We start from the raw sequence: 25,028 nt of genomic DNA, 5'->3' as shown, positions 1-25,028 counted from the left end.
TGTGTCACGGCTGCCGGGCATGCTCCGCAGTGTGGCGGCTTTTGCAAAGGCATTTGACATGTTCTCCCGCATTCCTCTTCACCGACTTCTGGCTTTGGTGGTCTTTGTGGCTGCTGCCCTTTGGGTCTTGACCGGCCATTTCGCCGCCGTAGGCAGCGAAGAAGCCGAGGCAAGCGAGGCGAAGGCCGCCGAGCCCTTGGTGGAAACGCCGAAACGCACCGTTGCCGTGGTTCGGGCCGAGGTGGCCGATTATGCGCGGCTGATCCGCATCCCGGGTGTGACCGAGGCGGACAAGCTGGCAATCCTGGCCGCGCGGTCCAATGGCGTTGTGCAGGAACTGGGGGCAGAGCCGGGCGATGTTCTCGAACGCGGGGCGACCGTCCTGCTGCTGGAGGGCGAGGATGTGCGCGCCGCAGTCAAGGCCGCCGAGGATCAGCTGGCGCAGGCCGCCGAGCAATTGGCCGTGGGCGAGGCGTTGAACGCCAAGGGCAGCTTGCCCGAAACCGAAGTCACCTCGCGCCGGGCGGCCAAGACCGCCGCCGAGGGCGGGCTGGCACAGGCGCAGGCCGCCGCCGACCGCCTGTCGCTGACCGCGCCTTTTGCGGGCACGGTGGATGCGGTAAACGTCGAGATCGGCGAATGGGTGCAGGCCGGAACGCCGATTGCAACCCTGATTGCGCTTGATCCCATCGTGGTCAAGGCCGAGGTCAGCGAACAGGATGTGGCCCATGTCACCGTCGGGGCAAAGGCCTTGGTCCGGCTGGTGTCGGGGGTGGAGCTGGAGGGCACAGTGCGGCATCTGGCGCGCAAGGCCAGCGACAAGACCCGCACTTTCGCGCTGGAGGTCGATCTGCCGAATCCGGAAGGCAACATTCCGTCAGGCATGACAGCCGAGGTGCGGCTTTCCGCAGCGATGCAACCCGCGCTGACGGTGCCGCGCTCGGTCCTGACCTTGAACGAGGCCGGGCAGGTGGGCCTGCGCGTGGTGAACGAGGGCGACGTGGCGGGTTTTCTGCCCGTGCAACTGATCGACGACACCGAGGAGGGTTTCGTCGTCGCGGGCGTACCGCAGGGCGCGCGGGTCATCGTGGCGGGGCAGGATCTGGTGCGCGACGGTGATCCGGTCATTGCCAAGGAAATGACCCGGGCCGAGGCCGAGGCAGCGCAAAAGGCGGCCGAGCCATGAATCTTGTCGAATTCGCAATCCGCAACACGCGGCTGACCCTGTCGATTCTGGTGTTCCTGATCCTGTCGGGGGCCATGGCCTATATGACCATCCCGAAAGAGGCCGAGCCGGACATCAAGATTCCGATCATCTATGTCTCGATGCATTACGAGGGCATCTCGCCCGAAGACAGCGAGCGGCTCTTGCTGCGCCCGATGGAAACCGCGCTGAAATCCATTCAGGGCATCAAGAAGATGACCGCGACCGCCTATCAGGGCGGCGGCAACGTGCTGATGGAGTTTCAGGCCGGGGCCGATCTGGACAAGGCGCTGACCGATGTGCGCAACAAGGTTGACGATGCCCGGCGCGACCTGCCCACCGAGGCCGACGAGCCGACGGTGAACGAGGTCAACATCTCGGAATTTCCGGTGCTGGTTGTCACCCTGTCGGGCGATGTGCCGGAGCGGGTGCTGACGGCGGCAGGCCGCACGCTGCGCGACCGGATCGAGGAGATTCCCGGCGTTCTGGAGGCCGGCCTGCGCGGCACGCGGGACGATCTGGTGGAAATCATCATCGACCCGGCGAAACTGTCGTCCTATGGCCTGCGCCCCGATACGATGATCGCCGGCGTCATGGCCAACAACCAGCTGATCGCGGCGGGGTCGATGGAGGGGGCCGAGGGCCGCTATGCCATCAAGGTTCCTTCGCTGATCGAAACCGCCGAAGATGTGGCCCGCCTGCCCGTGGTCGCCTCGGAAACCGCGGTGGTGCGGGCGCTGGATCTGGCCGAGATCCGCCCGACGCACAAGGACCCCGAGACAATCACCCGGCTGGACGGCAAGCCCGCCGTGGCCATCGAAGTGTCAAAGCGGATCGGCGCCAACCTGATCGAGACGGTGGATGCGGTCAAAGCCACCACCGAGGCCCTGCTGAAAGACCTGCCCGAAGGCGTGGCGGTGTCGTTCAGTCAGGACAAGTCCACCACCATCCGGCAGTTGCTGTCAGACCTGCAGAACTCGGTGCTGACCGCTGTGGTGCTGGTGTTCATCGTCATCCTTTATGCGCTGACGGTGCGGTCTTCGATCCTGATCGGCCTTGCCATTCCGGCGAGTTTCCTGATGGGCATCCTTGGCCTGCAAATGGCCGGGTTGACTGTGAACCTTGTCGTGCTGTTCAGCCTGATCCTGGCTGTCGGCATGCTGGTCGACGATGCGATCATCGTGGTGGAATATGCCGAACGCCGCATGGCCGAGGGGCAGGAGCGCCGTCAGGCCTTTGCCGAAGCCAGTCATCGGATGTCGGGTCCGGTGATCGCCTCGACCATGACGCGCATTGCCGCCTTCTCGCCGCTGTTGTTCTGGCCCGGCGTGGTGGGCGAGTTCATGAAATACATGCCGATCACCCTGATCGCCACGCTTTCCGCCTCCATGGCCTATGCGCTGATCTTCGTCCCCGTTCTGGGCGCGCTGATCGCCCGGCCGTTCAAGGAGCCACCGCGCCACAAGGACGGGGCCTATATGATGCTGGTCGGCCGGGCCATCCGGCATCCCTGGATCGTGTTGATGCTGGCGGTCGGCAGTCTGGTGGCGGTGCCGGCGAGCTATAGCGTGATCGGCAAGGGGGTGGAGTTCTTCCCGAACGTCGAGCCGGATTACGGCCTTCTGTATGTCAAGGCGCGCGGCAACCTGTCGATCCATGAGAAGGACGCGCTGGTCAAGCAGGCCGAGGCGCGGCTCTTGGGCTGGCCGGGGGTCAAGGCTATCTACACCCGCGTCGGCAGCGCCGGGCAGTCGATGGGCGAAGGCCCGGCCGATGCGGTGGGGGTGCTGCAATACGAATTCGTCGACTGGCGCGAGCGAAAGAACGCCAACGAGATCCTGAATGACCTGCGCGCCGCGATGGTCGGCATTCCGGGTGTCGATATCGAGGTATCGGTGCCGCAGGCAGGGCCGCCCACCGGCAAGGCCATCCAGCTTCGGCTTTCGGCCGATGATCCGGCCGGTTTGAATGAGGTTGCCCGCGATCTGGCCGAAAAGATCGCAGCCGTCGAACATGTGATTGATGTCTCGAACGGTCTGCCGCTGCCCGGCATCGACTGGGAGCTGCGGGTCGACCGGGCCGAGGCCGCGCGCTATGGCGCTTCGCCGGGGGCCGTGGGGGCGGTGGTGCAAATGGTCACCTCGGGGCTGAAACTGTCGGAATACCGTCCGGCGGGCAGCGATGATGCAGTGGACATCGTGCTGCGTCTGCCACCCGAACAGCGCAACATTGCCGCGCTGGACCAGTTGCGCATCGAAACCGAGGATGGTCCGGTGCCGATTTCCAACTTTGTCAGCCGCCAGCCGGCGCCCACTGTCGGCACGCTGACCCGTATCGACGGCGCGCGCGCCATCACCATTCAGGCGGGCATCGCGGCAGGCGTGCAGGAGCAGCCGGTGCGTGACGCGGTGGCAAAGCTGGTCGAGGCTGCGTTCCGCGACAAGGGTCTGGCAAACGCCGGCTATCGCTGGACCATGGCGGGCGAGGACGAAGAACAGGCCGAGGCCGGGGCCTTCCTGACCAAGGCCTTCGGCGCGGCGGTCTTCCTGATCTTCGGTGTCCTTCTGGCGCAGTTCAACAAATTCGTCTCGGTCGGGCTGGTGCTGTCGGCGGTGCTGATGTCGACCATCGGAGTGTTCCTTGGCCTGATGATCATGGGCCAGCCCTTTGGCGTGGTGATGACCGGCATCGGCGTGATCGCGCTTGCCGGGGTGGTGGTGAACAACAACATCGTGCTGATCGCCACCTATGACGATCTGCGCCACCACGGCATGTCGAAGATCGAGGCAATTCTGGAAACCTGCCGCGAGCGGGCGCGGCCGGTGGTGCTGACGGCACTGACCGCGATCTTCGGGGTGTTGCCGATTGCCTTCGGGCTGAACCTTGAGCTTTTGAACCACGAGACCACCATCGGCGCACCCTCGACGCAATGGTGGATCTCGCTGTCCTCGGCCATCGTCTACGGCCTTGCCTTCGCCACCATCCTGACGCTGATCGTCACGCCGTCGCTGCTGATGCTGGTCAGCCGCGACGGGGCGAAGAAACCCCGCCGCAAGTGGTGGCTGTTCGGGCCACGCCTGGCGACCTGAGGCGTCAGGGCTCCCCACCCCTGAACCTTCACGGATAAGGTGCAGCACAGCCAAGGTTGTGCTGCGATGGGCCAGCCATAGGTGCGTTTGAGCGGCGCGGCTTGCGCACTCTCACGGGCGCGAGCGTGGGGATTCGGTGCCTGCGTCGGGCCTGCAGGCCTGTGTCCGAGGCGGCTTTGCGGCGTACCCATCTTGCAGAATGCGGCCACCGCCACGGAGCGCAAGTCTCGGCGCGGCATCGCCGGTCCTGACCGCCCAGGGCCAGCCGCTCGTTGGCCCTGCGACCCCCAAGCGAAGCCTTCAATCAAACCCTTGCATTTCAATCGTGGACCGACAGGGAGCGGCCGGGGGAAGTGGGCGGATCAGGCCCGAAACCCGGCCAGAATTTCCCGATGAAGCGGCCCCGGCGCGGCGAGGATGCCGGCGGTTTTTGCGGCGGGCGAGTTGAAGCGCAGCGGTCCGCCCTGCCGGTCGCTGACCGCAGCCCCTGCCCGTGCGGCAATCAGGCTGCCGGCCGCGATGTCCCATTCCCAGGCGTCGCGGGTGGATATCATGCCGTCGAACGCGCCCTCCGCCGTCAGGCACAGCCGGTAGGCGATGGAGGACCGGAAGCTGCGCTTCAGATCCGGCGGCGGATGGCGCCAATGGTCCGGCGCAAGAAAACTTTTCGACATCAGCAGGTTGGCCCCGTTCAAGCTGCCCCTTTGCGCGCAGCGGATCGGTTGGCCGTCGCATAGCGCGGAGCCATCTGTGCTTGCCGTGTAAAGCCGATCCAGTGCGGGCAGATAGATTGCCCCCGCGACCACGTTGCCCTTTTCCGCCACGGCAATCGACACGGCGAAGTGCCTTTCTCCGGCAATAAAGGCGCGCGTGCCGTCAATCGGATCAAGGATGAACACCCGTTCGCAATCAAGCCGTGCGGGATCGTCCGGGGTTTCCTCGGACAGCCAGCCATAGCCCGGACGCGCGCCCCGCAGACGGTCGGCGAGCATCTCGTTGACCGCCAGATCGGCCTCTGTCACCGGGCCAAGGCCCGGCTTTTCCCAGACCTTGGGACCTGCTTTCCAGTAGCGCAACGCAAGGAGGCCGGCGTCACGGGCGGCCGCGGCGATCAGAAGAAGGTCAGGCCCCGGCAAGGGTCAGACCTTCGACCAGGAGGCTGGGCACGCGGGTCGACAGATGCGGGCGGGCATCGTTCGCGGCGATCATGCTGCGCAGCATGTCGCGCAGGTTGCCGGCGATGGTGCATTCATTGACCGGGAATGTCACCTCGCCGCCCTCGACCCAGAAGCCCGAGGCTCCGCGCGAATAATCGCCGGTGGTGGGGTTGATGGTGGACCCGATCAGCGAGGTTACCAGCAATCCGGTGCCCATCCGGGCGATCAGATCGTCACGGCTATATGCCCCCGGCGCAAGGTCAATGTTCGAAGTGGCGGGCGAGGGCGGTGAGGAGGTGCCCCGCGCCGCGTTTGCCGTGCTGGCCATCCCCAGCTTGCGTCCGGTGGCCAGATCCAGCGTCCAGCCCATCAGCACGCCATCCCGCACGATCATCCGCCGCGCCGTCGGCAGCCCCTCGCCGTCGAAGGGCCGCGAGCCGGAAATCCGTGGGCGCAGCGGATCTTCGAGGATCGACATCCCCTTGGGCAGCACCTGGCTACCCAAGGCATCCAGCAACCAGCTTGCCCCCCGCGCGATCGAGGTGCCGTTCACGGCAGACAAGAGATGCCCGACCAGCGATGCGGCGATGCGCTCATCGAACAGCACCGGAAAATGGCCGGTCTTTGGCTTCACCGCCCCCGCGCGGGCCAAGGCGCGCTCGGCCGCAAGGGCGCCGATGCCGCCCGCATCCGGCAGATCGGCCTGAAACACCCGGCCCTCGCCCGCGAAATCCCGCTCCATTCCCGTTCCGCTGCCGGTGAAGGCCACGGCGGAAACCGACCGCGAGGTGCGGGCGTAATGGCCGGAAAAACCATTGCTGGCCGCCAGGTAAACCCGCCGGGCAGAATAGCCTGCACTCGCCTGCACCTGGGTAATCCCCTTGGCCGCCATGGCCGCGGACTCGGCCGCGCGGGCATCGCGTTCCAAGGCGGCGGCCGAAGGTTCTTCGGCAGGATCGGCAAGCTCAAGGCCCGCCAGATCCCAGGTCCGGGCGATCTGCGAGGGGTCGGCCAGTCCCGCCGTCGGGTCCTCCGGCGCCTCGCGCGCCATGGCGACGGCGCGTTCGGCCAGCGCCGCAATCGTGGCCAGCGACGTATCCGAGGCCGAAACGCAAGCCTGCCGTCCAGCGATCAGCACCCTGAGCCCGATCTCCACCGCCTCGGACCGTTCGGCCTGTTCCAGCGCGCCGCCGCGAATGTCGATCGACGTCGCGCTGCCATCCAGCGCCATGGCATCGGCACTCTCGGCTCCGGCCTTGCGGGCGGCGTCCAGCAGGGCTTGGGTCAGGCGCTGAAGCATCTCGGGCATGGGAAAACTCCTTTGTCCCGTGCTTTGGGCCACAAGCGCGGCCGGTCCGCAAGGCCAAAGCAGGGGGCCACCCGATACGGGGCCGCCCCTGCCTTCTGCGACGGCTATTGCAGCTGTTGGCCGTTGGCGAAGAAATGCTTGTCCTTGAACTCCAGGGTCGAGGTCAGCACATCCTCACCCTCGCCCGCCTTGGCAAACATGGCGACCATCATGCGGATGCCCATGACCTCATCCTCGCTGACCAGACCCATCGCCACCAGCTTGTCCAGCAGCGTGTTGCCGCCTGTCATCTTCAGATCCAGCGTCCCGGTCGGCGCCGGCAGGCCGTCATAGGTTGCAAGGTCGGTGTTGTCGAAGGTGAAGGCCCCGTTGCCCGTCAGTTCCGCCCCGGCAATGCGCGCGGTCAGATCCTTGACATCCAGCGCCAGAAGCTCGCCGTCCGGTTGACCACCTTCCGGCGTCGCCATCAGGTCGGCCTTCAGCCGCGCCTTGCCGGCCGTGTCGATCACCACGGTCGCCGGATCATGCGGCAGCGCCGCGGTCGGGTCGAACATGCCCCAGATTTCCTCGGAGACCTGCAGGTCGACGATCTTGGTGAGGAAGGAGAACTCCTGCGCCTCGTCGGATTTCGACAGGGGCATGGTCAGGTTGAAGCCGCTTTCGGCATAGGTCAGCTTCACCTCGGGGAATGGCAGTTGCGCACCCGAGAAGGTGACTTCGACGTTCTTGCCTGCCGCGGCCAGCAGCATTTTCGCCGCGTCCATCGCCATCTGGAACGACCCGCCTTCCGACCCGCCCGTCAGCTTGGCCGGGCCGGTGTCGTCGGTGATGTCGAAATCATAGCTCAGCGCGCCGAACGACAGGCTGCTGTCCAGCGCAAAGCCCTTGCCCAGCGCCACCGCGATGTCCTCGTGTTCGACACCGGCGAAGGTGCCCTTCGTCGAGCCTGACAGATCGGCGACATTGACGGAGCCCATAAAGGTTGTCGCCTCATCCTTGCCTTCAAGGTTCATCGCCGCCGAAGCCGCGGTAAAGCTGCCGTCGAACACCTTGGCCTCGGCCGGCCCGGTCAGGTGATAGCTGGAGGTGCTGCCTGACAGCAGAACACCGAACGTGCCCACCGGCTTGCCATCCTCGCTCGGTTCCAGCGCGATTTCGACACTTGGGAAATCAAAGGCATAGGCCATATCCTCGGCAGAACCGGAAACCGTGCCGACAAGGCCGGGCATCTTCATGGTGCCGGTTGCCCCCCGCGGTTTGCCGCCCTCGCTTCCCGGCGAGGAAGACGAGAAACTCGCCTCTTCCGACAGGGTCATTTCGACCGTGCCATCGCCCTTGTCGCGCAGGCGGATCTCGGCAATGGCGGTCTCGCCCTTGCCTTCTGCGCCGTCAAAGGCGGCCTTGAAATCGGTGATGACCAGGCTGTCGCCGTCCCGCGCCGCCGATCCGGTGGTGATAGTGCTGCCCGAGGTGGCGAAAAAGTCCTGCCAGCTTTGCCAGACCTCTTCCGGCGTCACATCGGCAAGGGCGGCGGTGCCGGTCGTCAGGGCCAGAATGGCGGCGCTGCCGGCCAATTTCCACGGTTGCATCTTGAAGCCCTTTTGCGAGAAATGGATCGCCCGAAACATCCGCCCGCCGCAGACCAGCGTCAAGCTTCAAATCGGCGGTTCCCCTTCGGCTTTGCCATGGGGTAACACTGGGGCGGGGGCCAGCAAGAGGTGCGTGATGCAGGGTAAGGTGGTGGCGATAACCGGCGCCAGCCGCGGGATCGGAGCGGCGGCGGCGCGCGTTTTCGCCGAAGCTGGCGCCAAGGTGGTGCTTCTGGCGCGGAACCGGGCCGAGATTGACGCGCTTGCCGCCGAGATCGGGCCGCAGGCGCTCGCCTTGCGCTGCGATGTGTCCGACTGGAGTTCGGTGCAGCGGGCGGTGGCGACGACGGTGCAGCATTTCGGCAGGCTGGATGTGTTCATCAACAACGCCGGCACCATCGAACCGATTGCCCGGCTGGCCGAGGCAGAGCCCGGGGCCTGGGGCCGCGGCATTGATGTGAACCTGAAAGGCGTGTTTCACGGCATGCGCGCGGCGCTGCCGGTGATGCGGGCGCAAGGTGGCGGCACGGTCATCACGGTCTCGTCGGGCGCGGCGCGCAACGCCTATGAGGGCTGGTCCAGCTATTGCGCCGGCAAGGCCGGAGCCCTGATGCTGACACAGGCTGCACATCTGGAGGAAGGCCCGCACGGCATCCGGGTTCTGGGCCTGTCACCCGGAACCGTGGCGACCGAAATGCAGGTCAAGATCAAGGCGAGCGGTCTCAACCCGGTCAGCCAGCTGGACCCCTCTGTGCATATCCCGGCACGCTGGCCTGCACGGGCGCTGTTGTGGATGTGCGGGCCGGAGGCCGATCCATGGCTTGGCAACGACATCTCCTTGCGCGATGAAGCGGTGCGCAAGGCAGCGGGGCTTTACTCATGATCGAGATTTCACGCGATACCGGGCTGTGGGTGCTGACACTCAACCGCCCCGACAAGGCCAATTCGGTGACGAAGGCCATGCTGACCGCGCTTGCCGACGCCGTGGATGCGGCGCGCGCTGCTGGTGTAGCGGCGCTCATCCTGACCGGCACGGGCAAGGTGTTTTCTGCCGGGGCCGATCTGGACGATGCCCGCGCCGGGCTGGCGACCGATCCGGTCTGGGAGCGTCTGTCCGCGGCCATCGCGGGCTTCCCCGGTCTGACCATCGCGGCGCTGAATGGCACGCTCGCGGGAGGGTCGATGGGCATGGCGCTGGCCTGTGACCTGCGACTGGCGGTGCCGGGTGCGAAATTCTTCTACCCGGTGATGAAGCTCGGGTTCCTGCCCCAGCCGTCCGACCCCGCCCGGCTGGTGGCGCTGGTCGGTCCGGCGCGCGCCAAGCTGATCCTGATGGCCGGCGCGCGGATCGAGACCGAGGAGGCCCTGGCCTGCGGTCTGATCGACCGCATCGTGCCGGGTGACGCGCTGATGGAAACCGCAAAGACGCTGGCCGCCGATGTGCTGGTCGCCAAACCGGGACACGCCGCGGCGATCAAGGCGATGATCGGCTGAACCAGTCCCCCGGCCGCTGCCTCTCGGTCCACGTTTGAAGTGCAAGGGTTTGATTGAAAACTTCGCTTGGGGAGGTTTGTATCCGAGGAATCTTCCGGGTGTCTCGATGTATGGTTCGAGCCTGCAGTCAAATTCGGTCTTTGCGAGGTTTTGCGGGGCAGGACGCGCCTGAGATCGCCGCGTTTCCGGCGCTGTCTTTCTGCCGGGGGGCGTTGGGGCGCGAAGGGCCAGCAGGCGAGGGTGAGGTGGGTCACGATCCCGGCATGGGCGACGAACTTGCCGCTGTTGTCGTGTGTCAGCAAGCGGCGGGCAGGGCAGTCAGGATCTGTGATGCCGCGCCGAGGCTTGCGCTCTGTGGCAGTGGCAGCATTGTGCAAAATGGCGCATCGCAAAGCCGCTCCACGCCGCTCAGGTGCATATATGGCTTGTCCTTCGCAACACAACCTCAGCTGTGCTGCACGTCATCTGTGAAGGCACAGGGGGATGGGGAGAGGGTTTTGGCCTCGTGTAGCCCGCCTCGCCGCGAACAAGCGCCGGCCGTCAGTCCTGTCCCCAACCCGCGCCCTGCATTTCCCGCAGGCGACTGGCGGTGCGTTCGAATTCGAAGGCGCCCGAACCTTCCAGATAAAGCCGCTCCGGCACATCGGCGGCCGAACAGATCAGCCGCACCCTGGATTCGTAAAGCGCGTCGATCAGCGTGACGAAGCGCTTGGCCTCGTTGTAGTTTTCCGCCGAAAGCTGGGGAACATCCTCAAGGATCAGCACCCGCACCGCCTGCGCAATGGCCAGATAGTCGCCGGGGCCCAGCGGACGGGAGCAGAGATCCCAAAACGTCGCCCGCGCCACGCCATTGGCAAAACGCGGCACATCGATGGTGCGGCCGTTGACCGGCAGAACCAGCGCCATGCCCGGCGCCCCGCCGGTGAGGTCGTCCCAAATGCCTTGAATTTCGCCCTTCACCTTGCCGGAAGGGTGGAAATAGACCTGCGCGCCGGCCAGACGGTGTTGGCGATAGTCGTTCGGGCTTTCCAGCTCCACCACCTGCAGCCGGTCGCGCAGCATGGCGATGAAGGGCAGGAAAAGCTGGCGGTTGAGGCCGTTCTTGTACAGCTCTTCCGGGGCCCGGTTCGAGGTGGTGACGATCACCACCCCCGCCGCCATCAGCTTTTCAAACAGCCGCCCGACGATCATCGCGTCGGTGATGTCGGTGATCTGCATTTCGTCAAAGGCCAGAAGGCGGATGTCGCGCGCCACAGCCTCGGCAACCGGGGCCAGGGCATCGTCCACGCCCTGCTTGCGGGCCTCGTGCATGCCGTGGTGGATTTCCTGCATGAAGGCGTGGAAATGCACCCGGCGCTTCTGGCTGATCGCGGTGTTTTCGACGAACAGGTCCATCACCATGGACTTGCCGCGCCCGACCCCGCCCCAAAGGTAAAGCCCCGGTGGCGGCGTGACAGGTCTGGCGAACAGCCCGGCAAAAAGCCCGACCTTGCGTGTCGCGTTGGCCTCAAGCCAGATCCGCAAAGCCTCCAGCGCCGGCAAGACCGCGTGCTGCGCCGGATCAGGGCGCAATGCGCCTGCGGCCGCCTTGGCGTCATAGATCTCGGTCAGGGTCATCTGCATACTATCGTATACCGCACCCCGCTCTGGCAGGAAAGCCCGGCTTGCAAGGATCAGGTGTTCTTCAGTGCCGCCGTCAGCGCGTCCACGTCGCCCTTGTGCTTGTCCAGCATGGCGCCGATTTCGGCACGTTCGCTGGCCAGCATGTTCACGCCTTCGATGATGAGGTTGAAGAACCTGAGCGAGCCGGATTTATCCGACACATGCCAGCGCAGGTCGAACGGCGCTTCGCCCTTCAGCCGGGCAATCGAGATCACTTCATAGTAGCTTTTCACCGGCTTGGCGTCGGTCACTTCGATGGTGCCGCCGATGAATTCACGGAAACGACGGCCGTACTTGCGGCTGATGTAGCCCTGAAACGCCTTGGTAAAGGCGCTCATCTGCGCCTTGGAGGCTTGTTTCGCGGCCGGACCAAGGGCCGAACGCGCAATGACCGGCACGTCGGCATATTTGGCGAAGATGCGCTCGAAATCGCCGATCATCGCGCTTTCGGACTTGCCCGAGCCGATGACGGCGTTGATGTCGCCCACAGCCTTGTCAATCAGCGAGCGGGCCTGATCCACCGTCAGCGCTGCGGCGCGCATCGGCAAGGCGAAGGCCACGGTGCCAAGCGCCAGACCGGCCGCGAAGCGGCGGCGCGAAAGGGTGGAGGTGTCATTCAGCATAGGGGTCCTCGTAGGGGTCAACGAAGTTGCCTTCGTCCGCAGTCTGGCCCAGCTTGTAGCGGCGGTTCTGCAAATACAGAAGACGCGCCTGCGCATAGCTGTCGGCACTTTCATATAGAACGGAATCAACCAGTTCGGAATAGCGCCCGCGGTCACCAATCCTTGAGGCCAGCCGGGCGACAGTTGCGCCGCGCACCTGATCGCGGTTCAGATGGTTCAGCGGGTCAATCGCCAGATCGACCAGCGAGCCGGCAAGATCGCGCGTCGTCGAGGGCCCGATGAAGGGAACCTCAAGATAGGCCCCTTCGCCAAAGCCCCAGACATGCAGGGTTTCGCCAAAGTCGGTGTCGTTTTCCGGCATGCCGGCGGCGGTCGCCACATCAAACAGCCCGCCCACGCCAAAAACGGTGTTCATGCCAAAGCGCAACACGTTCTCGCCCGCCTTCACCAGCCGCAATTGCAGCACGTTGTTCACGATATCCGCGGGCTTGCCGAGGTTGGCCGAGAAATCACTGATCCGCTCGGCCAGCTCTCCATTCCCCTTGGCCGAAACCGCCATCGGTCGCAGCACGAATTCGTCAACGCTTCGGTTGAAGGCGTGAACCTGCCGATTGAAAGGCTCAAGCGGATCGCGCGTCGCCATCGGATCGACCGTCCGCGAACATCCGCAAAACCCTGCGCCGACAAGGCAACAGAGCAGAACCGAGGGCACAAATTTCCGTGTCATGGGCATCGAAAGTGATGGAATCGCAAGCTGCATGGGTCTAGGTTCCCGCCGGAAGCAAGCTAGCATAGACTGGCGCCGCGGAAGGCAAGGGATAAGTTGCCACCCGGACCAAGACAACGGCCAAACGTGGCCATCGGGTGACGCAGGACATTTTCCGCCGATGCCAGTTTGGCATCCGCGGGCAGCAGGCAGGGGGACGCATGTCTCAAAGTGAATTCGCTCGGGGCTATGCCGAGCTGAAGGCCGCACGGGCCGATCATCGCAAGCTGTTCTGGGCGGTGGGTCTCTTTTCGGTTCTGGTCAACCTTCTGATGCTGACCGGGCCGCTTTACATGCTTCAGGTCTATGACCGCGTGTTGGGCAGCCGGTCCGAGGCGACGCTGGTCGCGCTGTCCCTGCTGGTCGGCTTCCTGTTTCTGGCCATGGGTCTGCTTGACCACGCCCGCGGCCGGGTCATGGCCCGCATCGGCGCGGCCATGCAGGACAAGCTGGACCGCCGGGTCTTTGCCGCCGCGATGAAGCGACTGGCACTGATGCCGACCGATCAGGTCGGACTTGCCGCCCAGCGCGATCTCGAGGCAGTGCAGAGGCTTTGGGCCTCGCCGGTGCTGATGGCGATCTTCGACATTCCCTGGACGCCGTTCTTCGTGGCCGCGATCTTCGTCTTTCATCCGCTTCTGGGCTGGCTGGCCGTCGCTGGTGGCGCTTTCCTGATCGCCGTCACGATCCTGAACCAGAGCATGACCCAGGCCCCGGTCAACCGCACCAACGGGTTGACCCTGCAGGCCGAGCGGATGTCCGATCTCATCAAGACCGAGGCCGAGGCGGTGCAGGCCCTTGGCATGACCGGCGCGGCCTTCCAGCGCTGGCACAAGGCGCGCGGCGCGGCGTTGGCCGAGGGCCTCAAGGCCGGCGATCTTGGCGGCCGCTTCGGCTCGGTGTCAAAGACGTTCCGACTGTTCCTGCAATCGGCCATGCTGGGCGTGGGCGCATGGCTGGTGTTGCAGAACGAACTGTCGCCCGGCGCGATGATTGCCGGCTCGATCCTGATGGGACGGGCGCTGCAACCGATCGAGCAGGCGGTGAGCCAGTGGGCCATGGTGACCCGGGCGCAGGAAGGCACGCATCGTCTGGCAGAACTCCTGACCCGCGTGCCGCCGGAACCGCAGCGCACCGCCCTGCCGCGCCCGCGCGCCAACCTGGACGTGCAGGCGCTTTCGGTGGTGCCGCCGGGAGAAACCCAGGCCGTTCTGCGTGGCGTGACCTTCCAGTTGGGTGAAGGCCAGGCGCTTGGCATCATCGGGCCGTCGGGCGCCGGCAAATCCACGCTGGCCCGCGCCATCATCGGCGTCTGGCGCCCCGCCGCGGGCAAGGTGCGGCTGGATGGTGCGGCGCTGGATCAGTATGATCCTGACGTTCTGGGCAGCTATATCGGCTATCTTCCGCAGCGCGTGACGCTGTTCGAGGGGACGATTGCCGAAAACATCGCCCGTCTGCATCCGAACGCGGACAGCGCCAAGATCGTCGAGGCCGCCCAGAAAGCCGCCGCGCATGAGATGATCCTGCGTCTGCCCGAAGGCTATGACACCCGCGTCTCCACACTTGGCGGGCGGCTTTCCGGCGGCCAGATCCAGCGCATCGGCCTTGCCCGGGCGCTTTACGACAACCCGGTGCTGCTGGTGCTGGATGAGCCGAACTCGAACCTCGACAATGACGGTACGGTGGCGCTGAACGTCGCCATCCGCAGCCTGAAAGCCGCTGGCGGATCGGTCATCATCATGGCGCACCGCCCCGCCGCCATTCAGGAATGTGACCTGTTGCTGGTCATCGAGGATGGCATGCGTCGCGCTTTTGGCCCGCGCGATCAGGTGCTGAAGGAAATGGTCAAGAATCACACGGAAATTGTCCGCTCTGCCGGGCCGGGAGGCGTGTCATGAGCCTGTTGCGCAAGAAACCTGCCGACGGGGCCGTCGAGGCAAAGGACGCCAAGCTGCCGGCGAAACCGGCCAGGACCGATCTCGCCGCCCCGGTGAAGCCGCCAACCGAGGCCGAGGTGCAGGATCTGCTTTCGGCGCGCAAATCGCTGTTGCTGGGCGGCATCACGGCGGGCGTGCTGGTCTTTGGCTTTGGCCTTTGGGCGGTCTTGTCGGAAATCTCGGGCGCGGTCGTGGCCTCGGGCCAGATCGAGGTGTCGCAGAACCGCCAGATCGTGCAGCACCCCGATGGTGGCGTCGTGGCCGAAATCGCGGTGAAAGAGGCCCAGCCGGTCAAGCAGGGCGATCTTCTGATCCGGCTTGACGGGGCGCTGGTGAAATCGGAACTCGCCATCGTCGAGGGCCAGCTGTTCGAGGTCATGGCCCGCTCGGTCCGGCTGGAAGCCGAACGCGACGACGCGGCAGAGCCGGTGTTTTCCGGCGAGATCGCGGCACTGGCCAAGGAGCGGCCGGAGGTTGCCGAACTGGTCGAAGGGCAGCGCAGCCTGTTCGTCGCCCGCCGTGAAACGATCTTGAAGCAGTCCGAACAGTTGCAGAAACGTTCGGCCCAGATTGCCGCCCAGATCGAAGGTATCGACGCGCAGGTCGCCTCGCTGTCCGAACAGCTGGCGCTGATCGAGCAAGAGCTTTCCGACCAGCGCAGCCTGCTGGAAAAGGGGTTGGCGCAATCGTCCCGCGTGCTGGCGCTGGAGCGCGAAGCTTCGCGCCTGCAGGGTTCGGTCGGCGAGCTGCAATCCTCGCGCGCGCAGGCCGAGGGCCGGGCGACCGAAGTCGAGCTGGAGGTCTTGCGGCTGGCCGCCGTGCGCCGTGAAGAGGCCAACACCCAGTTGCGCGACATCGGCGCCAAGGTGCTGGAACTGGCCGAACGCCGCCGCGCCCTGTCCGAACAGATCGCCCGGCTGGAGATTCGCGCGCCGGTGTCAGGTACGGTTCTGGGCCTTGCCGTAACCACGCCGCGCTCGGTTATCCGGGCGGCAGAGCCGGTGCTGTATCTCATCCCGCAGGACCGGCCGCTGGTCATCAACGCGCAGGTGCAGACGATCCACGTCGACGAAGTGCATGTCGGCCAGAAAGTGCGGCTGATGTTCCCGGCGTTTTCGTCGCGCACCACGCCGGAACTCTGGGGCCATGTGGTTTCGGTTTCCGCCGATGCACTGGTGGACGAACAGGCCAAGATGGCCTTCTACAAGGCCGAAATCGTGCTCGACCCCGGCGAGATGCAGCGGCTTGAAGGCCTGACCCTGATCCCGGGCATGCCGGTTGAAGCCTTCATCGAAACCGGCGCCCGCAGCCCGATGGCCTATCTGCTGAAGCCCTTCACCGATTACTTCTCGGTCGCTTTCCGCGAAAGCTGAGGGCGCGGGCGAAAGCGGCAAGGGCAGCGGCACCCGGCGACGGTCTGCAAGCCCTTTGGCGAGCGGGTGGCAACCATCAATCTCGCCACGGGACCTGAAGACCGCGAGGACAAAGGCTGGATAGGCGAGCGGTTTGATCCTGAAACGGGCCTCCAATACCTCAACGCCCGCTACTACGACCCCGAGCTTGGCATGTTCCTCCAGCCGGATTGGTTCGAAGTCACCAAACCCGGCGTCGGGACCAACCGGTATGCCTATTCGTTTGGGGATCCGGTCAACAAGATGGATCCGGGGGGAATGAAACGCTGGGGTCGCTCGAGCGGCAGCACGACCAACTGTCTGGCATGATCGACTCGGCATACGACGCAATGTCGAACGGAGAAAGTATTGACCCTTCTGACATTGCCGATTTGGTTGCTGAGAGAGATGCAATCCAGTCTCAAATCGACCATTCCACGGTCAATGAGATCATGAGCCTGTCTATGCAAGTCCTTGACATGATGACCGACATGTCAAGGCGGAACGTTGCAGTTGGAAAGAAAGTAGCCGATGCCATCTTAGACCGCCCTCGCGGTATTCGACAAAACCAAATTGATGGTGCACGGAGACAAGCAGAGGAAGTTGCCATACAGAAGGCCAAGAACCCAGGTGCGAGCGTGCAAACCGAGCAATACCTTAGGGACTCGAATGGAAAAATTCTAAAGGGAGATGATAACAGGGGCCGAAGACTTGACATTGTTGTCATCAAGGACGGAAAAGTCGTAGGGAACCCTATTGAGGTCACAAGTATGAACGCCTCGAAAAGGCAACAACTCAGTCGTGAAGCATCAATACATGCGAACAGCAGTGTTTTTGTTCGGGATCGGACAACTGGCAATCTTGTTGAGATATCGGGCCTAATCAGCAGAGTGGAGCGAAGACCATGAGCACTTCAGAAAGGAATGACAGAGCGATTACAAGCTTCGCGTTGATGTTGCAGTCGGTTGAGCACATTCCAGAATTTTACGAACACTCCGTAAAGTTGATCGACTCGCTTTTTGAGTTCTTGACTTCCAACGATCTCTTTAGTGACAGCGCTCAAACGATGACCAAGGAGGAGTTTAGAACCTGTGTATTGAGGTATTCCGACATTAAGCCTCACGGAGCTTTATTGTTTAAACCTCCGATAAACGCCTTTAGTAAATGGCTAGCGGCAAATGACAGGATTGACAGACCTATTTCAATGCGAAGCCTCCAAAATGGTCTAAAGAAGGTAGGCATGCCATAGTATACGCAATTTGTGCGCTACGCTGTGCCCAAGACACCCGACGCCAAACCCTAACAAACCTCTAATCCAACCACCCTATCCGATTGAAATGAAACAACAAAAATAATGTCCCGACTCGGGACACCCCCTCACCCCTCCCACAACTCCGCCGCCAAGCGCCGCTCCCCCACCCCCGCCCCGCCGCATGCAGCACAGCCCGCCCCGCTGCAAGCCAGGCAGGGGGTGACCAGCAACTCCTGCCCCAGCACGCCGCGCAAAACATCGCGCACCAAAAACTCCGGCACCCCCAAGATCGACCAGCCGCGTCACTGCCCCGGCAGCGGAATTGGTGTGCAGGGTCGACAAGACCAGCCGCCCCACCTGCGCCGCCCGAACCGCAATCTCGGCGGTCTCCTCATCGCGGATTTCCCCGATCAGGATCACATTCGGGTCGTGCCGCAAAATCCCCCGCAGCACGCGCAGGCGGGGCTATACAGGCGCCACCTTTTCCGTTATGGCCCCCCATCGGCGCAAGCATCCTTGGGCAGCGTTCGGGCAGGGAGGCCCGGCTGCCAGCAAAGGGGAAAGGTGCCGGACTGGTGCCCTCGGGCGGCAAGACCGCCCCCCTTTTGGAAATGAACATGCAGAACCTGAATATCGCCGCGCCGCTCGCGGCGGCTTTGTCGGCCCGTGGCTACGCATCCCTGACCCCCGTGCAAGAGGCCGTTCTGGCCGATGGTGTCGCCGGGCGCGACGCACTGGTGTCGGCGCAGACCGGCTCGGGCAAGACAGTGGCCTTCGGTCTGGCGATTGCCCCGGAAATCCTGAACGGCGCCGACCAGCTTCTCTATGCCGACACCCCTGCCGCTCTCATCATCGCGCCGACGCGCGAGTTGGCCCAGCAGGTCGCGCGCGAGCTGGAATGGCTCTATGGCTCGGCCGGCGCCAAGCTGGCCACCTGCGTCGGCGGCATGGACTATCGCACCGAAAAGCGCGCGCTCGATCGTGGCGCCCATATCGTCGTCGGCACGCCGGGCCGCCTGCGCGACCATATCGAACGCGGCAGCCTTGATCTGTCTGGGATCAAGGCGGTGGTGCTGGACGAGGCCGACGAGATGCTCGACCTCGGCTTTGCCGAAGATCTGGAATTCATCCTCGCCGCTGCGCCGGACACCCGCCGCACGCTGATGTTCTCGGCCACCGTGCCGCAGGAAATCGCCAAACTGGCGCAGACCTTCCAGAAAGACGCGCTGCGGATCGTGGCGCAGGGCGAGGCCAAGCAGCATTCCGACATCGAATATCGCGGCATCTCGGTCGCCGTGCGCGACCGCGAACATGCGATCTTCAACATTCTGCGGTTCTATGAGGCGCGCACGGCGATCGTGTTCTGCAAGACCCGCGCCAATGTGAACCACCTTCTGGCCCGCATGGGCAACCGCGGCTTTCAGGTTGTGGCGCTGTCGGGCGAACTCAGCCAGACCGAACGCATGCACGCCTTGCAAGCGCTGCGCGACGGCCGCGCCCGCGTCTGCATTGCAACCGACGTTGCCGCGCGCGGCATTGACCTGCCGGGGCTGGAGCTGGTGATCCACGCCGACCTGCCGCAAAACTCTGAAACGCTGCTGCACCGCTCGGGCCGTACGGGCCGCGCCGGCAAGAAGGGCGTCTCGGCGCTGATCGCCGCGCCGTCCGAATTCCGCAAGGCCCAACGCCTGCTGGCGGGCGCCAAGGTTGTCGCCGAATGGGGCCCGGCCCCCAGCGCCGACGATGTGCAGGCCAAGGATGACCTGCGCATTCTGGAACATCCCGCCCTGGCCTCTGCCCCCGGCGACGAGGCCGCGATGGCCGACACCCTGCTGTCGCGCTTCGGCGCCGAACAGGTCGCCGCCGCCTTCGTGCGGATGTGGCGCGAGGGCCGCTCGGCCCCTGAGGTGCTGTCCGACGCCCTGCCCCCCGCCGAACCGCGCGCCCCACGCGAGCGTGGCGAGTTCGGCCCCTCGACCTGGTTCAAGCTGTCGGTCGGCCACACCGGCCGCGCCGAGGCGCGCTGGCTTTTGCCGAAGATCTGCGAGGCAGGCGGCATTTCGCGGGACAGCATCGGCGCAATCCGCGTGCAACAGGACGAAACCTTCGTCCAGATCGCCGAAGCCGTTGCCGGGCGCTTCCCCGCCGCGCAAGAGCTGGAATCCGGCCTGAGCATGGAAAAGATCGCGGGCGAGCCGAACCTTGAACGCCCCGAACGGGCACCGCGTGGCGCTCCGGCTCCGCGTGCGCCCCGTGCGCCGCGCGCCGACAAGCCGGTCTACACGCCCAAGCCCTCGCGCTTTATCGAGGACGAGGGCGACGGCCCCGCCCGCCCGCCACGCGCACCCCGCGAAGAGAGTGAGCGCAAACCCTACGCCCCGCGTGAGGCTGCCGAGCGCAAGCCCTACGCGCCCCGCGAGGACGGCGAGCGCAAACCCTATGCTCCGCGCGCCGCCGGCGAGCGCAAGCCCTATGGCTCGCGCGATGGCGAGGATCGCAAGCCCTACGCCAAGCGTGATGAGGCGCCGCGCGCGCCCTACGCCAAGCGCGAGGATGGCGAGCGCAAGCCCTACCCCAAGCGCAGCGAGGATGGGCCGAAGCCCTATGCCAAACGCGAGGATGACGAGCGCAAGCCGCGTTGGAGTGCCGGGGACAAGCCGGCGCCGAAATCGGCTGGCTACAAGTCCCATGGCGGCTCGGCCGACCGCCCGGCCCGCGCCGAGGGCTACAAGAGCCACCGCAGCGAGGGCCCTGCCAAGCCGCGCAGCGACAGCTACGGCGAAGAAAAACGCCCCTATGCCCCGCGCAAGGACGGCGCCGAGGCCCGGCCTTTCGCCAAGAAATCCGGGCCGGCCAAGGCCGCGGGCTTCAAGAGCCACGCCGCCGAAGGCAAGAAGCCCTTCGCCAAGGCAAAACCGGCCGCGCCCAGAACCGATGCGCGCGACACCTCCAAACGCTTCGTGCCGCCGAAAAAGAAGTAACCGGCAGCGCCACAAGCGCCAGCCCGAACACCCGGCACCTTCCTGTCTGGTTGTCACATGCCAGGATTGGAACCGGTGGTGAGCCCCTGTGCCGGCCTGAACAAGTCAGGCCGGTCCTCGGACAGGGCCACCACCGGCCCATCTGCCCGACCTGGGCCAGTTGGACCGCAAGGCTATCGCCTCAGCGGACGGGATCGCCCCGCTCCGCGCCCACTAGGGCGGCAATGGCGTGGCACAGATCCCTTCGGCGCCGCGCGCCGCCAGCCCCTTCGCAAACAATGTCCGGCGCCTACGTGACAAAGGGAAGACCGCGCAGACTCATCGCAATTGCAGGGCGCGTGCTCGCCATCGCAAACGCCATCTTCAGAGATCAAATGCAGTAGCTGAAACAAACAACCTGAGCATTACCGCAGCTGCCGGCAGCGGGCGGGGCTGCATCCTAAACGCTCATCCCGCCATCGACCGACAGGATCAGCCCGGTGGTAAAAGCCGATTGGTCGGAAGCGAGATACAGCACCGAGGCGGCAATTTCCTCGGGTCTGGCGTGGCGGCCCATCGGGATGTTGGCGTCAAAGAACTGCGTGGCATCGCGGCCGAGAAGCGGGGTCAGGTCGTCTTCGACCCTTTGCTGAAAGGCATTGGCCACCGGACCGGGGTTGATGGTGTTCACCCGGATGCCGCGCGGCGCAAGTTCCTTGGCCAAGACCCGCATCAGCCCGGTCTGGGCGTGTTTGGCGGTGATATAGCCGTAGACGCCAGGATCGCCGCGCAGGCCTGCGACTGACGAGGTGATGATGATGCTGCCGCCCGTGCCCATATGTGGCACGGCATGTTTCGCCGCGAGAAACGCCCCGCGCACATGCACCGCCAGCACCGCGTCGAAGGTTTCGGTCGGATAGGTCTCGATCGGGGCCACGGTGCCGAAGTTCCCGGCATTGGAGAACAGCACGTCGATCTTGCCGAACTGCGCGACGGTTTCGGCGACATAGCGGGCGGTGTCAGGTTCCGATGCGACATCGGCGGCGATGGACAGAGCGCCGGGGGAAAGCGTCTGGGCGGCCTTGTCCAGAGCATCTTCGTCACGGTCTACCAAGGCAACCAGCGCCCCATGGCTTTGCAAAAGTTGCGCCGAGGCCAGCCCGATGCTGCCCGCGCCACCGGTGATGAGACAGGTCTTGCCCTGAAGTCCGAACATCCTGCCTCCTTCAGATCCCGAAATAGGCCTCGTGCAACAGCCGGGAATCCTCGGCCAATGCGCTTGCCGGGCCGTTATAGCGCATCTTGCCGCCGCGCAGCACGACGGCGCTTTCGGCAATGCCCAGTGCAAGGTCGGTGAACTGCTCGATCAACAGGATGCCGACGCCCCTGGCCTTGAGATCCGTCACCACGCCCAGAAGCCGCTTGACGATCAGCGGCGCAAGGCCCAGCGACATTTCGTCGATCAGAAGGAAGCGCGGCCGGCTCATCAGGGCATGGGCCAGCGCCACCATCTGCTGCTGCCCACCCGAGAGCGTGCCGGCAAGCTGGGCCTTGCGCTCGGCCAGTTCGGGAAAGACCGCATAGGTTTCCGCCAGCCGCTCGGCCAGCCCGCCCCGGATCAGGCTTCCGGCGGCGCGCAGGTTGTCGTCGATGGACAGGTCGGTCAGCACCCGGTGGCCTTCGGGCACGGCGGCGATGCCGGCGCGGCGGATGGCCTCCGGCCCCTTGCCGGTCAGCGCCGCCCCGTCCAGCCGCACCTCGCCGCCGGTGACGGGCAGCACGCCCGCCAGCGCCAGCACCAGTTCCGACTTGCCCGCCCCGTTGGCGCCGATGACAGCGGTGACCTTGCCCGGCTCCACCGTCAGGTCGACATTGTGAACCGCCGTTCGGTTTCCGTCCTGCACCACCAGCCCTGTGACCACCAGTGTCATTGCATCCCCTCCTCGGTGCCCAGATAGGCGGCTTTCACCTTCGGATCGGCCAGCACTTCGGCGGTCGGGCCAAAGGCGATGCGGCGGCCGAAATCCAGCACGAGTGTTTCGGCGCAGATGCGGCTGATCAGCTCGACATCATGGTCGATGATGACGGTCTGCGCCCCGGTCAGCCCGTGAATTTGCAGAACAAGATCGCCGAGTTGCCGGGTTTCCTCCACCGAAAGCCCGCCTGCCGGTTCGTCGAACATGATGAGCCGGGGCCTGCCCGCCATGCAGCGCGCGACGTCGGTGAGGCGGCGTTCAAAGCCCGAAAGCGCCGCTCCGATCTTGTGGGCGCGGTCCGCAAGGCCCACCACCGCCAGCATCTCCATCGCTTCGGCCCGTTTGGCGCGCGCGTTGGTCAGCGACCAGTCGGTCTGAACCAGCACATTTTCCAGAACCGTCAGATCATCGGCGATCTGTTCCTTTTGGAACGACCGGCGCAGCCCACCTTGCGCCCGCCGGTGCGGCGCGAGGCGAAGAAAGTCCTGCCCCTCGACCAGCACCCGCCCCGATTTCGCGGTGATGAAGCCCGAGACCACATTCATCAGCGTGGTCTTGCCCGCCCCGTTCGGCCCGATGATCCCGGCGACCGGCGCGGTCAGGCGGGCGGAGACCTCGTTCAGGGCGACAAGCCCGCCAAAGCGGACGGTGACGGCGTCGATCTCAATCATGGCGCTTGCCCCGCACTTTGGCCACAAGGTCATGGACCTGCCCGGCAATGCCGTTCGGCGCGGTGATGAGCGCGTGCAACAGCCCCGCGCCGAAGATCACGAAGGCCAGATCGGTATCGACGCCCCAGGTGTTCAGAAGCCCTGGCAGCACCCGGAACAGCACGGCGGCGATCACCGCGCCCAGCCAGAACCGCGCCCCGCCGACCACCGCCAGCGCAAAGAGCATGATCGATTCCGACGACCGGAAGGTGCCGTCATCAAGAAGCCCAAGGCTCCCCGCCAGCAGCGCGCCCGCCGCTCCGGCAATCGCGCCGGCGATGCCGAAGGCCCAGGTCTTGTAGAGCGTCACGTTGACACCGGCGGCCATGGCGGCGGCCTCGGACCGGCGGATCAGCGCCCAGGCGCGGCCGGGAAACAGCCGGCGATGGGCTTCGATGAACAGAAAGCCCAGCGTGGCAATGGCGATGCAGTAGCGCAGATAGGCCTCGGGCGACTGCGCCAGCGCCGGGCGACGGAAGGGCGCGGTGGAGCCGATCTTGACGCCCCAGAACCCTGTCCCGCCGTTCGGGAACTGGTAGGTGGCGAACAGGATCTCCAGCCCCCCGGCGGCCATCAGCGTGACCAGCGCTAGATAAAGCCCGCGCATCCTCAGCGCCGGCAGCGCCAGCACCCAGCCGCAGATCATGGTGGCAAGGGCGGCCAGCACCATGTTCACCTCGAAGGGCAGGTCCCAGAGGTGGTTCAGCCGCAGCGTGACCCAGCCGCCAAGCCCCATCAGCCCGACTTGCGTCAGGCTGACCATGCCAAGACGGGCATACATGAACGCAACGCCCGAAATCGCCATGGCGAAGATCGCCGCCGAGGTGAAGATCGACAGCCAGTAAGAGCCGGCCAGCATCGGCAGAAAGACAAAGCACAGCGCCGCAAAGCTCAGGCCCGAGGCACCCGAAGCGGTAAGGCGGAACAGCGAACGGTCCATCAGTCGCGCCCTCCGAAGGTGAGTTTCGTGCCGCGCTGCGACCACAGAAGCACAAGGGCGGCGATGACGAAGGGGGCGATGGGGCGGACGCCCTTCAGGGTGGGCGACAGCGTCAGCAGGCTTTCGATGACTCCCATGGAAAGCCCCCCGACCAGCACGAGGGCAAGGCTGTTCAGCCGGCCCGCCAGCGCAGCGGCGATCGAGGGAATGACCATGAAGGTGATGACCACCGGCTCCAGCCGGATCAGGTTGGCGAACATCAGCCCGGTGAAGCCGGCCAGGAGGCCCGAGATGCCCCAGGCGATGGTCTCCACCCGGCGAATGGGAATGCCGAGAAGCGCGGACAGGTCGCGCGCATTGGCAACGGCGCGCATCTGCAGGCCAATCTCGGTGCGACCCAGAAAGGCCCAGATGCCGACGACAATGCCAATGGCGGCAGCAAAGGCCAGGAGCCGGGTCGCAGTGACGCGCAGGCCAAACAGCACGATGCCGATCTGGTCGGTGGGCAGTTCCAGACTGCGGGGATCGTCGATCCAGATAAAGCTGACAAGCCCGAGGATGATCAGCGCAAAGCCCAGCGTCGCCACCGCCTTCACCACGGTCTCGCGCCATGCCAGAAGCGGCGCGAGATAGCGGCCATAGGTCAGCGTCAGCGCCAGCGCGACACCGATGCAACCGGCCCAGGCCAGCGGCGGCCAGACCCCCCATTGCCCCAGTTGCCATGCGGTCATCGCCCCGGCCGCACCCGCCGCGCCGGCGGAAAAGTTCAGCACGCCCGAGGCGCGATACAGCACCACCATGCCGATGCCGCCCAGCGCATAAAGCGAGCCGATGGCCAGCCCCGAGGCCAGAAACATCCCCGTCACCTTGAAGGGCATGCCGCCCGCCAGCCAAAGCCAGATGCCCGCCATCAGGGCGGCATAGACCAGCCAGTTCACCATTGCGCCGCGCGTCATCCTTGCCCCTCTT

The 25,028-nt window shown here is 65.2% G+C and carries 20 protein-coding genes and 1 pseudogene; 9 read left to right on the top strand and 12 right to left on the bottom strand.

Annotated features, from left to right (window positions below; genetic code table 11):
• Positions 1-58 precede the first annotated feature (58 nt).
• A complete protein-coding gene (locus G4Z14_RS07630) occupies positions 59-1,186 on the top strand; it encodes an efflux RND transporter periplasmic adaptor subunit (protein WP_164624332.1) in 1,128 nt (375 codons plus the stop codon).
• Complete coding sequence (locus G4Z14_RS07625; protein WP_164624329.1) at positions 1,183-4,293, top strand: efflux RND transporter permease subunit; 3,111 nt, start codon at positions 1,183-1,185, stop codon at positions 4,291-4,293. Before G4Z14_RS07630 ends, G4Z14_RS07625 begins: the two co-directional genes overlap by 4 nt.
• Positions 4,294-4,655: 362 nt before the next feature.
• On the opposite strand, the gene G4Z14_RS07620 is transcribed toward G4Z14_RS07625, so the two are convergent.
• From G4Z14_RS07620 to G4Z14_RS07610, 3 genes are all read right to left on the bottom strand, one after another.
• Positions 4,656-5,429 carry a 3'(2'),5'-bisphosphate nucleotidase CysQ gene (locus tag G4Z14_RS07620; RefSeq protein WP_164624327.1) on the bottom strand — a complete coding sequence of 258 codons (774 nt, stop codon included), beginning with the start codon at positions 5,427-5,429 and terminating at the stop codon, positions 4,656-4,658.
• Positions 5,416-6,759: a TldD/PmbA family protein gene (locus G4Z14_RS07615; RefSeq protein ID WP_164624325.1), complete on the bottom strand. Its 1,344-nt coding sequence runs from the start codon at positions 6,757-6,759 to the stop codon at positions 5,416-5,418. The genes G4Z14_RS07620 and G4Z14_RS07615 overlap by 14 nt, the downstream gene beginning before the upstream one ends.
• Before the next feature lie 104 nt (positions 6,760-6,863).
• Positions 6,864-8,411 (bottom strand): DUF2125 domain-containing protein, encoded by a 1,548-nt coding sequence (locus G4Z14_RS07610; RefSeq protein WP_164624323.1) that lies wholly within the window; start codon positions 8,409-8,411, stop codon positions 6,864-6,866.
• Between the two features lie 73 nt (positions 8,412-8,484).
• Between G4Z14_RS07610 and G4Z14_RS07605 the strand changes: the two genes are divergently transcribed.
• Positions 8,485-9,231 (top strand): SDR family oxidoreductase, encoded by a 747-nt coding sequence (locus G4Z14_RS07605; protein WP_164624321.1) that lies wholly within the window; start codon positions 8,485-8,487, stop codon positions 9,229-9,231.
• Entirely contained in the window at positions 9,228-9,842 is a 615-nt protein-coding gene (locus G4Z14_RS07600; protein ID WP_164624318.1) for an enoyl-CoA hydratase/isomerase family protein, read from the top strand. Before G4Z14_RS07605 ends, G4Z14_RS07600 begins: the two co-directional genes overlap by 4 nt.
• 540 nt (positions 9,843-10,382) lie before the next feature.
• On the opposite strand, the gene zapE is transcribed toward G4Z14_RS07600, so the two are convergent.
• Genes zapE through G4Z14_RS07585 form a run of 3 tightly spaced genes read right to left on the bottom strand, consistent with a single transcriptional unit; the run spans position 10,383 to position 12,854 of the window.
• Positions 10,383-11,465, bottom strand: coding sequence for a cell division protein ZapE (gene zapE / locus G4Z14_RS07595; RefSeq protein ID WP_227751587.1), 1,083 nt, complete (start codon positions 11,463-11,465; stop codon positions 10,383-10,385).
• A gap of 50 nt (positions 11,466-11,515) precedes the next feature.
• On the bottom strand, positions 11,516-12,127 hold the full coding sequence (locus G4Z14_RS07590) for an ABC transporter substrate-binding protein (protein ID WP_164624313.1): 612 nt from the start codon (positions 12,125-12,127) through the stop codon (positions 11,516-11,518).
• Positions 12,117-12,854 carry an MlaA family lipoprotein gene (locus tag G4Z14_RS07585; RefSeq protein WP_164624310.1) on the bottom strand — a complete coding sequence of 246 codons (738 nt, stop codon included), beginning with the start codon at positions 12,852-12,854 and terminating at the stop codon, positions 12,117-12,119. The genes G4Z14_RS07590 and G4Z14_RS07585 overlap by 11 nt, the downstream gene beginning before the upstream one ends.
• 200 nt (positions 12,855-13,054) lie before the next feature.
• Between G4Z14_RS07585 and G4Z14_RS07580 the strand changes: the two genes are divergently transcribed.
• The 4 genes and pseudogenes from G4Z14_RS07580 (at position 13,055) to G4Z14_RS19080 (ending at position 17,129) form a co-directional block, all read left to right on the top strand.
• A complete protein-coding gene (locus G4Z14_RS07580) occupies positions 13,055-14,791 on the top strand; it encodes a type I secretion system permease/ATPase (RefSeq protein WP_164624308.1) in 1,737 nt (578 codons plus the stop codon).
• Complete coding sequence (locus tag G4Z14_RS07575) at positions 14,788-16,203, top strand: HlyD family type I secretion periplasmic adaptor subunit (protein ID WP_164624306.1); 1,416 nt, start codon at positions 14,788-14,790, stop codon at positions 16,201-16,203. Before G4Z14_RS07580 ends, G4Z14_RS07575 begins: the two co-directional genes overlap by 4 nt.
• A 60-nt stretch (positions 16,204-16,263) precedes the next feature.
• Positions 16,264-16,551: pseudogene (locus G4Z14_RS07570) on the top strand (RHS repeat-associated core domain-containing protein); the annotation flags it as partial.
• Positions 16,548-17,129: a hypothetical protein gene (locus G4Z14_RS19080; protein WP_164624302.1), complete on the top strand. Its 582-nt coding sequence runs from the start codon at positions 16,548-16,550 to the stop codon at positions 17,127-17,129. The pseudogene G4Z14_RS07570 and the gene G4Z14_RS19080, both read left to right, overlap by 4 nt.
• 416 nt (positions 17,130-17,545) lie before the next feature.
• Here the strand turns inward: G4Z14_RS19080 and G4Z14_RS19160 are convergent, their stop codons facing one another.
• Positions 17,546-17,926, bottom strand: coding sequence for an ATPase, T2SS/T4P/T4SS family (locus G4Z14_RS19160; RefSeq protein ID WP_407703809.1), 381 nt, complete (start codon positions 17,924-17,926; stop codon positions 17,546-17,548).
• Positions 17,927-18,090: 164 nt separating this feature from the next.
• Here G4Z14_RS19160 and G4Z14_RS07555 point away from each other — a divergent pair, with 164 nt between their 5' ends.
• Positions 18,091-20,454 carry a DEAD/DEAH box helicase gene (locus tag G4Z14_RS07555; RefSeq protein WP_164624300.1) on the top strand — a complete coding sequence of 788 codons (2,364 nt, stop codon included), beginning with the start codon at positions 18,091-18,093 and terminating at the stop codon, positions 20,452-20,454.
• Positions 20,455-20,893: 439 nt separating this feature from the next.
• On the opposite strand, the gene G4Z14_RS07550 is transcribed toward G4Z14_RS07555, so the two are convergent.
• Genes G4Z14_RS07550 through G4Z14_RS07530 form a run of 5 tightly spaced genes read right to left on the bottom strand, consistent with a single transcriptional unit; the run spans position 20,894 to position 25,015 of the window.
• The gene (locus G4Z14_RS07550; RefSeq protein WP_164624296.1) at positions 20,894-21,649 is read right to left on the bottom strand and encodes an SDR family NAD(P)-dependent oxidoreductase; all 756 of its coding nucleotides are present in this window, start codon (positions 21,647-21,649) and stop codon (positions 20,894-20,896) included.
• A gap of 10 nt (positions 21,650-21,659) precedes the next feature.
• On the bottom strand, positions 21,660-22,364 hold the full coding sequence (locus tag G4Z14_RS07545) for an ABC transporter ATP-binding protein (protein ID WP_164624293.1): 705 nt from the start codon (positions 22,362-22,364) through the stop codon (positions 21,660-21,662).
• A complete protein-coding gene (locus G4Z14_RS07540; RefSeq protein ID WP_164624290.1) occupies positions 22,361-23,080 on the bottom strand; it encodes an ABC transporter ATP-binding protein in 720 nt (239 codons plus the stop codon). Before G4Z14_RS07540 ends, G4Z14_RS07545 begins: the two co-directional genes overlap by 4 nt.
• The gene (locus G4Z14_RS07535) at positions 23,073-24,059 is read right to left on the bottom strand and encodes a branched-chain amino acid ABC transporter permease (protein WP_164624288.1); all 987 of its coding nucleotides are present in this window, start codon (positions 24,057-24,059) and stop codon (positions 23,073-23,075) included. The genes G4Z14_RS07540 and G4Z14_RS07535 overlap by 8 nt, the downstream gene beginning before the upstream one ends.
• Entirely contained in the window at positions 24,059-25,015 is a 957-nt protein-coding gene (locus tag G4Z14_RS07530) for a branched-chain amino acid ABC transporter permease (RefSeq protein ID WP_227751586.1), read from the bottom strand. The genes G4Z14_RS07535 and G4Z14_RS07530 overlap by 1 nt, the downstream gene beginning before the upstream one ends.
• Positions 25,016-25,028 lie beyond the last annotated feature (13 nt).

The organism is Tabrizicola oligotrophica (assembly GCF_011008935.1).
Lineage (GTDB): Bacteria > Pseudomonadota > Alphaproteobacteria > Rhodobacterales > Rhodobacteraceae > Tabrizicola_A > Tabrizicola_A oligotrophica.
This window is presented reverse-complemented; position numbering and strand designations above follow the sequence as displayed.

Excerpts from the sequence above, each read along its gene's own strand:
- G4Z14_RS07580 (WP_164624308.1), top strand. The coding sequence starts at position 13,055 with ATGTCTCAAAGTGAATTCGCTCGGGGCTATGCCGAGCTGAAGGCCGCA.
- G4Z14_RS07605 (WP_164624321.1), top strand. The coding sequence starts at position 8,485 with ATGCAGGGTAAGGTGGTGGCGATAACCGGCGCCAGCCGCGGGATCGGA.
- G4Z14_RS07575 (WP_164624306.1), top strand. The coding sequence starts at position 14,788 with ATGAGCCTGTTGCGCAAGAAACCTGCCGACGGGGCCGTCGAGGCAAAG.
- G4Z14_RS07585 (WP_164624310.1), bottom strand. The coding sequence starts at position 12,854 with ATGACACGGAAATTTGTGCCCTCGGTTCTGCTCTGTTGCCTTGTCGGC.
- G4Z14_RS07630 (WP_164624332.1), top strand. The coding sequence starts at position 59 with ATGTTCTCCCGCATTCCTCTTCACCGACTTCTGGCTTTGGTGGTCTTT.
- G4Z14_RS07540 (WP_164624290.1), bottom strand. The coding sequence starts at position 23,080 with ATGATTGAGATCGACGCCGTCACCGTCCGCTTTGGCGGGCTTGTCGCC.
- G4Z14_RS07555 (WP_164624300.1), top strand. The coding sequence starts at position 18,091 with ATGCAGAACCTGAATATCGCCGCGCCGCTCGCGGCGGCTTTGTCGGCC.
- G4Z14_RS07600 (WP_164624318.1), top strand. The coding sequence starts at position 9,228 with ATGATCGAGATTTCACGCGATACCGGGCTGTGGGTGCTGACACTCAAC.
- G4Z14_RS07545 (WP_164624293.1), bottom strand. The coding sequence starts at position 22,364 with ATGACACTGGTGGTCACAGGGCTGGTGGTGCAGGACGGAAACCGAACG.
- G4Z14_RS07590 (WP_164624313.1), bottom strand. The coding sequence starts at position 12,127 with ATGCTGAATGACACCTCCACCCTTTCGCGCCGCCGCTTCGCGGCCGGT.
- G4Z14_RS19080 (WP_164624302.1), top strand. The coding sequence starts at position 16,548 with ATGATCGACTCGGCATACGACGCAATGTCGAACGGAGAAAGTATTGAC.
- zapE (WP_227751587.1), bottom strand. The coding sequence starts at position 11,465 with ATGCAGATGACCCTGACCGAGATCTATGACGCCAAGGCGGCCGCAGGC.
- G4Z14_RS07530 (WP_227751586.1), bottom strand. The coding sequence starts at position 25,015 with ATGACGCGCGGCGCAATGGTGAACTGGCTGGTCTATGCCGCCCTGATG.
- G4Z14_RS07535 (WP_164624288.1), bottom strand. The coding sequence starts at position 24,059 with ATGGACCGTTCGCTGTTCCGCCTTACCGCTTCGGGTGCCTCGGGCCTG.
- G4Z14_RS07625 (WP_164624329.1), top strand. The coding sequence starts at position 1,183 with ATGAATCTTGTCGAATTCGCAATCCGCAACACGCGGCTGACCCTGTCG.
- G4Z14_RS07615 (WP_164624325.1), bottom strand. The coding sequence starts at position 6,759 with ATGCCCGAGATGCTTCAGCGCCTGACCCAAGCCCTGCTGGACGCCGCC.
- G4Z14_RS07550 (WP_164624296.1), bottom strand. The coding sequence starts at position 21,649 with ATGTTCGGACTTCAGGGCAAGACCTGTCTCATCACCGGTGGCGCGGGC.